Source organism: Parasphingorhabdus sp. (assembly GCF_036964675.1).
Lineage (GTDB): Bacteria > Pseudomonadota > Alphaproteobacteria > Sphingomonadales > Sphingomonadaceae > Parasphingorhabdus.
This window is the reverse complement of record NZ_JBALTF010000001.1, coordinates 47185-56181: the sequence shown is the minus strand read 5'-3', so window position 1 is coordinate 56181 and position 8997 is coordinate 47185. Positions and strand designations below refer to the sequence as shown.

At 56.3% G+C, this 8997-nt stretch carries 11 protein-coding genes; 8 read left to right on the top strand and 3 right to left on the bottom strand.

Features of this window, described 5'->3' with window-relative positions:
- The 3 genes from mtaB to V7665_RS00255 form a co-directional block, all read right to left on the bottom strand.
- Nucleotides 1-1078, bottom strand: a 1078-nt coding sequence (mtaB, locus tag V7665_RS00265) for a tRNA (N(6)-L-threonylcarbamoyladenosine(37)-C(2))-methylthiotransferase MtaB (protein WP_335662536.1), incomplete at its 3' end; no start/stop codon positions are given.
- Entirely contained in the window at nt 1075-1881 is an 807-nt protein-coding gene (dapF, locus tag V7665_RS00260; RefSeq protein WP_335662535.1) for a diaminopimelate epimerase, read from the bottom strand. The genes dapF and mtaB, both read right to left, overlap by 4 nt.
- 71 nt (nt 1882-1952) lie before the next feature.
- Entirely contained in the window at nt 1953-3626 is a 1674-nt protein-coding gene (locus tag V7665_RS00255) for a putative bifunctional diguanylate cyclase/phosphodiesterase (protein WP_335662534.1), read from the bottom strand.
- A 256-nt stretch (nt 3627-3882) separates the two neighbouring features.
- On the opposite strand from V7665_RS00255, the gene ffh reads away from it, so the two are divergent.
- The 8 genes from ffh (at nt 3883) to rplS (ending at nt 8970) form a co-directional block, all read left to right on the top strand.
- Nucleotides 3883-5346, top strand: a complete 1464-nt coding sequence (gene ffh / locus V7665_RS00250) for a signal recognition particle protein (protein ID WP_335662533.1) — start codon at nt 3883-3885, stop codon at nt 5344-5346.
- Nucleotides 5347-5389: 43 nt separating this feature from the next.
- Nucleotides 5390-5890 carry a 30S ribosomal protein S16 gene (gene rpsP, locus V7665_RS00245; protein ID WP_335662532.1) on the top strand — a complete coding sequence of 167 codons (501 nt, stop codon included), beginning with the start codon at nt 5390-5392 and terminating at the stop codon, nt 5888-5890.
- Nucleotides 5891-6014: 124 nt separating this feature from the next.
- Nucleotides 6015-6503 (top strand): ribosome maturation factor RimM, encoded by a 489-nt coding sequence (gene rimM / locus V7665_RS00240; protein ID WP_335662531.1) that lies wholly within the window; start codon nt 6015-6017, stop codon nt 6501-6503.
- Between the two features lie 53 nt (nt 6504-6556).
- Nucleotides 6557-6910, top strand: a complete 354-nt coding sequence (locus tag V7665_RS00235) for an AbrB/MazE/SpoVT family DNA-binding domain-containing protein (RefSeq protein ID WP_335662530.1) — start codon at nt 6557-6559, stop codon at nt 6908-6910.
- The gene (locus V7665_RS00230) at nt 6907-7287 is read left to right on the top strand and encodes a type II toxin-antitoxin system VapC family toxin (protein WP_335662529.1); all 381 of its coding nucleotides are present in this window, start codon (nt 6907-6909) and stop codon (nt 7285-7287) included. Before V7665_RS00235 ends, V7665_RS00230 begins: the two co-directional genes overlap by 4 nt.
- Before the next feature lie 13 nt (nt 7288-7300).
- On the top strand, nt 7301-7615 hold the full coding sequence (locus tag V7665_RS00225) for a hypothetical protein (protein WP_335662528.1): 315 nt from the start codon (nt 7301-7303) through the stop codon (nt 7613-7615).
- Complete coding sequence (gene trmD, locus V7665_RS00220; RefSeq protein ID WP_335662527.1) at nt 7612-8577, top strand: tRNA (guanosine(37)-N1)-methyltransferase TrmD; 966 nt, start codon at nt 7612-7614, stop codon at nt 8575-8577. Before V7665_RS00225 ends, trmD begins: the two co-directional genes overlap by 4 nt.
- A gap of 3 nt (nt 8578-8580) precedes the next feature.
- Nucleotides 8581-8970: a 50S ribosomal protein L19 gene (rplS, locus tag V7665_RS00215; protein ID WP_335662526.1), complete on the top strand. Its 390-nt coding sequence runs from the start codon at nt 8581-8583 to the stop codon at nt 8968-8970.
- Nucleotides 8971-8997 lie beyond the last annotated feature (27 nt).

Sequence of the window (8997 nt, the reverse complement as noted above, 5' to 3'; positions counted from 1 at the left end):
TGCGTCGCGTGACTGCCTCTCGCAATATTTTTGCTCTTTCCTTGATCACATGCCCGTCAACCTGCGGCATTTTCGCCGCCGGCGTGCCCTGTTTCGGCGAATAGGGAAAAATATGACCATGAACAACATCACATTGCTCGATGATGGTCAGGCTGTTGGCAAACATGGCATCGTCTTCGGTTGGAAAGCCGGCGATGATGTCAGCTCCGACCGCGATTTCCGGACGCTTTGCCTTCAGCCGCTCGACCAGATCAATTGCCTGCTCGCGGCTGTGCCGCCGCTTCATCCGTTTCAGGATCATATTGTCGCCCGACTGGAGCGACAAATGGACATGCGGCATGAGCCGCGCCTCTCCCGTCAGCAGGTCAAACAGCCGGTCGTCAATCTCAACGCCATCGAGCGAGGAAAGCCTCAGTCGCGGCAAATCGGGGACATGATTGACTATGCGTTCGACCAGCATGCCCAATGTCGGCTCTCCCGGCAGGTCCGGTCCATAGCTGGTAACATCCACGCCGGTCAGCACGACTTCCTGGAAGCCCTTGTCGACCAGAGCCTGCACCTGTTCAACAACCAGCCCGGCAGGCACCGACCGGCTATTGCCCCGGCCGAAAGGAATGATACAGAAAGTGCAGCGATGGTCGCAGCCATTCTGGATCTCGACAAAGGCGCGTGACCGGTCGGCAAAGGCGCTGACCATATGCGGAGCGGTCTCGGTGACTCGCATGATATCGGAAACCCGGATATCCGGTCGATTGCTGTGCAGGCCGAGCTTGAAATTGGCGGCGTCATATTTGTCGAAATTGCCGACCACCGCGCTGGTTTCCGGCATATCCGCAAACATCGCCGGATCGACTTGCGCTGCACAGCCCGTGACAATGATATTCTTGTCCGGATTGGCTTTCTTGGCCCGGCGGATCGCCTGCCGGGTCTGCCGAACCGCTTCATTGGTCACGGCACAGCTGTTGACGATGATCAGATTGTCGCCATCTATATTATTGGCGACCAGATTCTGCCGCAATGTCTCGCTTTCGGCGATATTGAGCCGACAGCCCATGCTGATCATTTCCGGCGCGCTCATCCGAACTGGGCCCAGTCTGCTTCGCCGGCAAAGACATAGGTTGTCGGACCCTGCATCTGGATATTTTCGCCCTGTTGCCAGCTGATCACCAGCGACCCTCCGGGCAAATCCACTTGCACGGGACTACTCGCCAGGCCGCGCTTGATCGCGGCGACGGCGGTGGCGCAGGCTCCGGTTCCGCAGGCCCGGGTCAAGCCGACACCGCGCTCCCAGACCCGCAAATGGACGATGCCGTCCTTGATATGCGCTATATTGACGTTCACTTTTTCCGGAAAAAGCGGATCAACCTCAATCATTGGACCCAGCCGATCCAGCTCGACGACAGCACTATCGTCAACGAAAAAAATTACATGCGGATTGCCGACATTGACGGCGACCGGATTTTGCAAATTCTCCCAGCCAACCGGCATGTTGAGCGTATCCATGGCATAGGCGAGGGGGATGGACTGCCACTCGAAGCGGGGCTTGCCCATGTCGACAATCGCGCCATCGGCGGTGGCATTGCCAATGATGATGCCACCATCGGTTTCAATCCGGGTTTCATCCCCGATCAGTTTGGCCACGCATCTGCTGGCATTGCCGCAGGATTCGACCTCGCTGCCGTCGGCGTTGAAAATCTGCATTCTGACATCGGCTTTGCTGGACGGGCGCAAGATGATCAGCTGATCGCAACCAATCCCGCTGTGCCGGTCTGCAATGGCTGCAGCCTGCGCGCCAGACAGTGCTGTTTCTTGCTCGCGCGCATCGATAATGACAAAATCATTGCCCAATCCATGCATTTTGTGAAAATGTCCTGTCGTCATGACTGGCGATTTAGGGATGCCGTTCCCGGGAGTCCAGCAATTCGGCTAGCGGTCCCTGTTGGCAAGCTGGCCTAGCCTGCTTTTAGCAGATCATTTTTTTCGATCGTGGAATGGCCCCTGTCCGCTTGCAGAGCCGGGACGTCGGCCAGCTCCTCGACGGTTACCAAATTGCGTTCGGCCAAAATCTTCCGGGTCTCCGCCGCTGTCAGAGGGCGCCCGTAATGCCAGCCTTGACCTTGGGCACAGCCGATTTGGCGCAGCTCGTTTTCGGTTTCCTTGTCCTCGATGCCTTCTGCCGTAATCGGCATGCCGAGGCTCTCGCCCAGACCATTGATAGCCTTCACTATGGCCTTGCTTTCCGGATTCCACAGAATCGAGGATACAAAGCTGCGGTCGATCTTTATCCGGTCAAAAGGCAGTGCGCGCAGATGAGCGAGCGAACTATAGCCGGTACCAAAATCGTCCAGCGCGATTTTGATGCCCTGATTTTTCAAACTGCCGACGATCGATTGCGCCAGGCTCAGATTTTCAAACAGCGCGCTTTCGGTAATTTCGATTTCCAGGCGGTTTGGCGGAAACCCGCTTTCGACAAGCAATTTGACAATTTTCTGGGCCAGCCATGGATCAAGCAGCTGGATCGGTGAAATATTGACCGAAATCACCAGACCGGCATCCCAGTCTTTGGCATTGTTAAACGCCTGTCGCATAATGCTGAGCGAGAGTTCGCCGATCATGCCGGTTTCTTCGGCGATCGGGATGAAGATTTCTGGAGAGATTAGCCCCTGGGTGGGGGATTCCCAGCGAGCAAGCACCTCAAAGCCGGTCAATTTACCGGTCATGAGATCTATCTGTTGTTCAAAATAGGGCACAAATTCGCCATTGGGGATACCCATGCGCATGCCCGTTTCCAGCAAACTGCGCGTTTGCAGTTCCTGTTCCATGTTCGCATCAAACCAGCAATGGCGGTTTCGTCCCTGCTTTTTAGAGCAGTACATGGCAATGTCGGCGCGGCGCATGAGCAGATCGACGCCTTCCGATTCTGAATCATAGCGTGACATGCCGATGGAAGTGGTCACAACAAGCTGAGTGCCATTTTCGACGATCGGCGCCGAGATAGCGTCTATCAGGTCGTCCGCAATCCGTTCGACCATTTTCGGCTGTTCGGGATCAAAAATAAAGGCGCAGGCAAATTCGTCGCCACCCAGACGTGCCAATAGATTATGGGGCGGCACGATTTTTGAGATGCGGGCTGCCACTTGTTTTAGCACGGCGTCGCCAGCGCTGTGACCGTGCATATCGTTGATATTTTTGAAATTGTCGAGATCGAGCATCATGAATGTGATGCTCTTGTGTTTCCGCTGTGCGATGCTGATCATCTCTGCTGTTCTTTCGCCAATTGTGCGACGATTGAGCAAACCGGTGAGCGGATCGGTAACGGCAAGGGAACGGGCCCGCTGTTCAGCAGCGGCTCGTTCTTCGACTTCCTTGGCTAGATCCTTGTAGCGGCGCCAACCAAAGAGAATCAGGGCAATATTGAGCAAGAATGCAGATACCAGCAGATTGTCGCCGGCTTTGGCATTACCGGAGAGGGCGTTGATGGCATCGCTCAGCACAGTGCCGCCGGTGCCGGCAAACAAGAGTATCGCCAAAATGACAATGACGCCGGTTACCACATCGCGGCCGACGGATAAATTGTATCCGTGCTTCATCGACTTGAGATGTTGGTCGGCTGCTGGTCGAGCCATAGCTGTTTTCCCACTTTTTCAAAAAGTCCTTTGCACTCTTAGTTCTCAATTTCTCGTTAACACCCGTTCACATTCGTGAAAATCTCGACTTGCGATATCCAACGAACTCACCTAATAGAACGCCATCAGAGGCGATAATTTCATTGCCACTTCAGTTTAGAGTTCGAAAAACTCACACGTCGGTCAGCGAGGTTTCGCCCACCGGCGCTTTTTGCGTTGGCCGGAAAATGGGCTGTTTGGAAGGAAAGGCGGAAACATGTTTGATAAGTTAAGCGACCGCCTTGGCGGAGTATTCGACAAGCTGCGCGGGCGCGGTGCGCTCAGGGAAGAAGATGTTCGCGGCGCGATGCGCGAAGTGCGGATTGCCCTGCTCGAAGCCGATGTCGCACTTCCGGTCGTCAAGGATTTCGTCGAGAAAGTCACCGAAAAGGCTGTCGGTCAGTCAGTCCTCAAATCGGTGACTCCGGGCCAGCAAGTGGTCAAGATCGTCAATGACGGCCTCACCGAAATGCTCGGTTCCGAGGTCAGCGCGCTTGAACTGTCGGTCACGCCGCCCGCCATCATCATGATGGTCGGCCTGCAGGGGTCGGGTAAAACGACCACGACGGCGAAAATAGCCAAGCGGCTGAAAGACAGAGACAATAAAAAGGTCATGATGGCATCGCTTGACGTCAATCGTCCGGCAGCACAGGAACAATTGGCGGTATTGGGCGAGCAGATCGGTGCCGCCACCTTGCCGATCGTCGCAGGACAGCAGCCGGTCGAGATCGCCAGGCGCGCGCTACAGGCGGCAAAATTGCAGGGCTTCGATGTCCTGATGCTGGATACCGCCGGTCGGCTGCATGTCGATCAGCAGTTGATGGACGAGATGAAGGCGGTTGCCGATATCTCCAAACCACAGGAAATCCTGCTGGTTGCCGATGCGCTGACCGGTCAGGACGCCGTCAATGTCGCGCAGAACTTCTCCGATCAGGTCGATCTGACCGGTATCGTCCTCACCCGGATGGATGGTGATGCACGCGGTGGCGCAGCGCTTTCGATGCGCGCGGTGACCGGCAAGCCGATCAAATTTGTCGGCGTCGGCGAAAAAATCGATGCCCTGGAAGAATTCCACCCGGAACGCGTTGCGGGCCGGATATTGGGCATGGGCGATGTCGTCAGCCTGGTCGAAAAAGCCGCTCAGGTCGTCGACAAGGAAGAATCCGAAGCGCTGGCCGAGAAAATGCTCAAGGGGCAGTTCGATCTCAACGATCTGCGGTCTCAATTGCGGCAAATGACCCAAATGGGCGGCCTCGGTGCGCTCGCTTCGATGATGCCGGGGATGAAGAAAGCCAAGGCGGCGATGGCCGGCGGCGCGATGGATGACAAGGTTCTGGTCCGCATGGATGCCATCATTGGCTCGATGACCAGGGAAGAACGGGTACGGCCCGGTCTTTTGAACGCCAAGCGCAAGCGGCGGGTTGCGATCGGTTCCGGCACAACCGTGCAGGACGTCAACAAGCTGCTCAAAATGCACCAGGAAATGGCCAAGGCGATGAAGCGCATCAAGAAGATGGGTGGAATCAAGGGGCTGATGTCGATGTTTGGCGGTGGTGGCGGAGCCGCTGGCGCCGGAATGGGCGGTCAGGGCGGCGGCATGTCCGGCATGCCCGGGCTTCCCGACATGTCTCCCGGCGGCCTTCCACCGGATCTGGCAAATTTATTGAACAAGAAGAAATGAAGCAACAATTTGAATTTTCGTATTTTTAGAAAGGTTTATTATTATGGCAGTAGCAATCAGAATGTCCCGCGGCGGTTCCAAGAAACGCCCTTATTATAAAATCGTCGTCGCTGACGTCCGTGCACCACGCGACGGCAAATTCATCGAACGCGTCGGCAGCTACAACCCGCTGCTCGCAAAGGATGACGAAAAGCGCGTAGTTCTCGACGCCGAGCGTGCGAAACATTGGCTCGACCAGGGCGCCAAGCCTTCGGATCGTGTCGCCCGCTTCCTTGATGCTGCCGGTTTGCTGAAACGCGAAGCGCGCAACAACCCGAACAAGGGCAAGCCCGGTGAAAAGGCTACCGAGCGCGTGGAAGAGAAAGCTGAAAAAGCTGCTGCTGCTGAAGAAGCCGCCAAGGAAGCCGCTGCGGCTCCTGCGCCGGTAGAAGAAGCACCGGCTGAAGAAGCTGCTGCCGAAACACCAGCGGAAGAAACACCTGCTGCCGAAGCGGCTCCAGCCGAAGAAGCGCCTGCTGCTGACGCCGAAAAGGCCGAAGGCTAATGTCTAAGCCCCTCCTCTTCAGAGGAGGGGTTGGGGTGGTGGCGATGCGTCAGCATCGCTCGCGTAGCGAAATATTGGTTTCGCCGCATGCCACCTCAATCTCTCTCTTGAAAGCGAGGGGCTTATGACTCCCGCCCCCGACAAACCCGTCCCGCTCGCCGTGATCATCGGCGCGCACGGGATCACCGGCGAAGTCCGGCTCAAGCTGTTCTGCGACAGTCTCGACAGCCTGACCGTCCATAAAAATTTCAACGACGGCAAATTGACCCTGAAATCGGTCAAGCCCCATAAAATGGGCGCGATTGCCCGTATCGCGGAAATCACCGATCGCAACGGCGCCGAAGCCGCGCGCGGCACCGAACTCACCGTCCCGCGCTCCGCCTTGCCGGAGCTCGACGAGGATGAATTTTATCATATCGACATCATCGGCCTGCGCTGCGTCTCCGATGCGGGCGAGGAACTGGGCAAGATCTTCGCCATCTACGAATTTGGTGCCGGCGACGTGATCGAGATCGAACGCGCCAGCGGCAAGAAATTCATGGTGCCAGTAATCGCGATCGATATGCGGAATGATCCGGCAATCGTACAGGCCGATTTTGTCGAGCCGGTCTGATTGACCGCACATTCGCTTTGGCGTATATACATCATGTATATACGGAGGATCACATGGCCAGTGAGATAGGTAAACCCAAATTGGGTGACAATCCCCGGTTCAAGCGTATCTTAGGTTCCGTCCCCTGGATGGAGGTGCGCAAAAAGGAGCATTTTCGCACCAAGGTCTTTCAATCAGGCAATTCGATCGCCGTGCGCATCCCGGCGGGTACCAAGTTGGAAGCGGGTATGGAGATGGACTTGACCGTGGAAGATGGTGAATTCCTGTCACTGGAGCCAGTCGACAGGCCAAAGCGCAAGTTCAACATTGCCAAGGTCGCCGGATCGGCATCGAGTTTGAAGCTGATTGGCGATGACGCCCGACAGTTCGAGGAGCGTTCGCTCGACTGGCCGGATCGCCCGGCATGAAATATATGCTCGATAGCAACATCATCGTCTGTTTGACCATGAATGCGAACGAATACGTGGTGCGGCGAGCCGCCGAGTGCGACGAGGGAGATCTCGTGACATCTGCAATAGCCTATGCCGAGGTTGCGTTCGGATCATTGAACGAACAGCCGCCCGTCATCGAACAGTTGAGAGCGTTTGTTGAAGAAGTGCCAGTGCTGAATTTCGATTACAAGGCTGCTCTGGCTTATGCCTCTCTGCCCTTCAAACGCGGAAGTTTCGACCGCTTGATTGCGGCGCATGCCTTATCGCATGATTTGATCATGGTTACCCATAATGAAAAGCATTTCGCCGATATGCCGGGACTGAAAATCGAAAATTGGACGGTTGCTGCATGACCAATCTCGCGCCATGATGCTCATCATCACTATCATTATCATCGCGGGCCTGACCATAGCGTTCATCGAGATTGCGAAACGGGTCAAGCCTAATATCAGTCTCGCTTGGCTGCCGTTTCTGGCCAGCCTTCCGACACCCGGATTATTTGTAATCTACTGGCTGTTCAGTCTCTGGTGGATGCAATCTGACCATTGCATGGCTGTTCAGACTTGTGGCGATGGCGGGATAGTAGCGATGTCGATCGGCGCCGCTGTCGGCTTGTTCGGCAGTTTCTTTGTCGGCATGACCACCGCCATTCTCTGGATAAATTGGCGCAAAGACAAATGACCTTCACCGCCCAAATCCTCACGCTCTACCCGGACATGTTTCCCGGTCCACTCGGCACATCGCTGGCGGGCAGGGCGCTGGCCGAGGGGAAGTGGGCTTGCGACACCATCAACCCGCGTGATTTCACCACCGACAAGCATCGCAGCGTTGATGATACGCCGGCGGGCGGTGGTGCCGGCATGGTGCTGCGGGCGGATATCATGGCAGCAGCGGTCGACCATGCGGTGGAGCGGATGGCCGAGCAAATCCGTTCGTCTCGAGCGCAGTCGAGAGACGGGTTGGCGGGCGACGATGTCTCGACTTCGCTCGACACGAACGGGGAGGGGCCGTTGGCAACCGTTAGTGGTGAGCCTAATTCCGTTAGCCCTGAGCTTGTCGAGCCGAAGGCCACCGCAGGTGAACGGCGCCTCTCGTCAGAGAAGCGCCCTTCGACAGGCTCACCACAAACGGATACCCCGCCAACCGCCCCCATCCTGGCCATGACCCCGCGCGGCAAACCGCTGACCCAGGCGCGGGTCCGCGAAATCGCGTCCGGTCCCGGCGTCACCATAATCTGCGGCCGTTTCGAGGGGTTCGACGAACGCCTGTTCGATGCCCGCGATATTGAACAAGTCTCGATCGGCGACTATATCCTGTCCGGCGGAGAAATGGGCGCTCTGGTGCTTTTAGACGCTTGCATTCGGCTGCTTCCCGGGGTAATGGGCGCGACTTCTAGCGGAGATGACGAGAGTTTCGAGAACGTTATTCTGGAATATCCGCAATATACCCGACCTCAAATATGGGAAGGGCGCATAATCCCTGAAGTCTTGCGATCGGGGGATCATGCGAAAATAGCTGCTTGGCGGAAACAAAGGGCAGAGGAAGATACACGGCTAAGGCGGCCGGATTTATGGGAGCGTCACAGGGATGCTCCGGATCAGTCGCCCTCTGGTGCGCAAGAAAAAGATAAAGATAAGGAATAGGTCATGAACCTGATTCAAACATTGGAAAAAGAAGCCGTAGACGCATTTATCGCGTCCAAGGAAATCCCCGAATTTCGCGCTGGTGATACACTGCGCGTCGGTGTTCGCGTCGTCGAAGGCGAACGCGTCCGTACCCAGAATTTCGAAGGTGTGTGCATCGCACGGACCAATCGCGGCATGGGCTCCAACTTCACCGTACGCAAAATGTCGTTCGGCGAAGGCGTTGAGCGCGTGTTCCCGCTCTACTCCCCGAATATTGACAGCATCACCGTGGTTCGCCGCGGTATCGTGCGTCGTGCGAAACTTTACTATCTGCGCGGCCGTACTGGTAAGCGGGCCCGTATTGCGGAACGCCGTTTGAACCAGCCTACGAAAGGCACAGAAGCAAAATAATCATCGCTTCATAAAAGTTTCAAACAG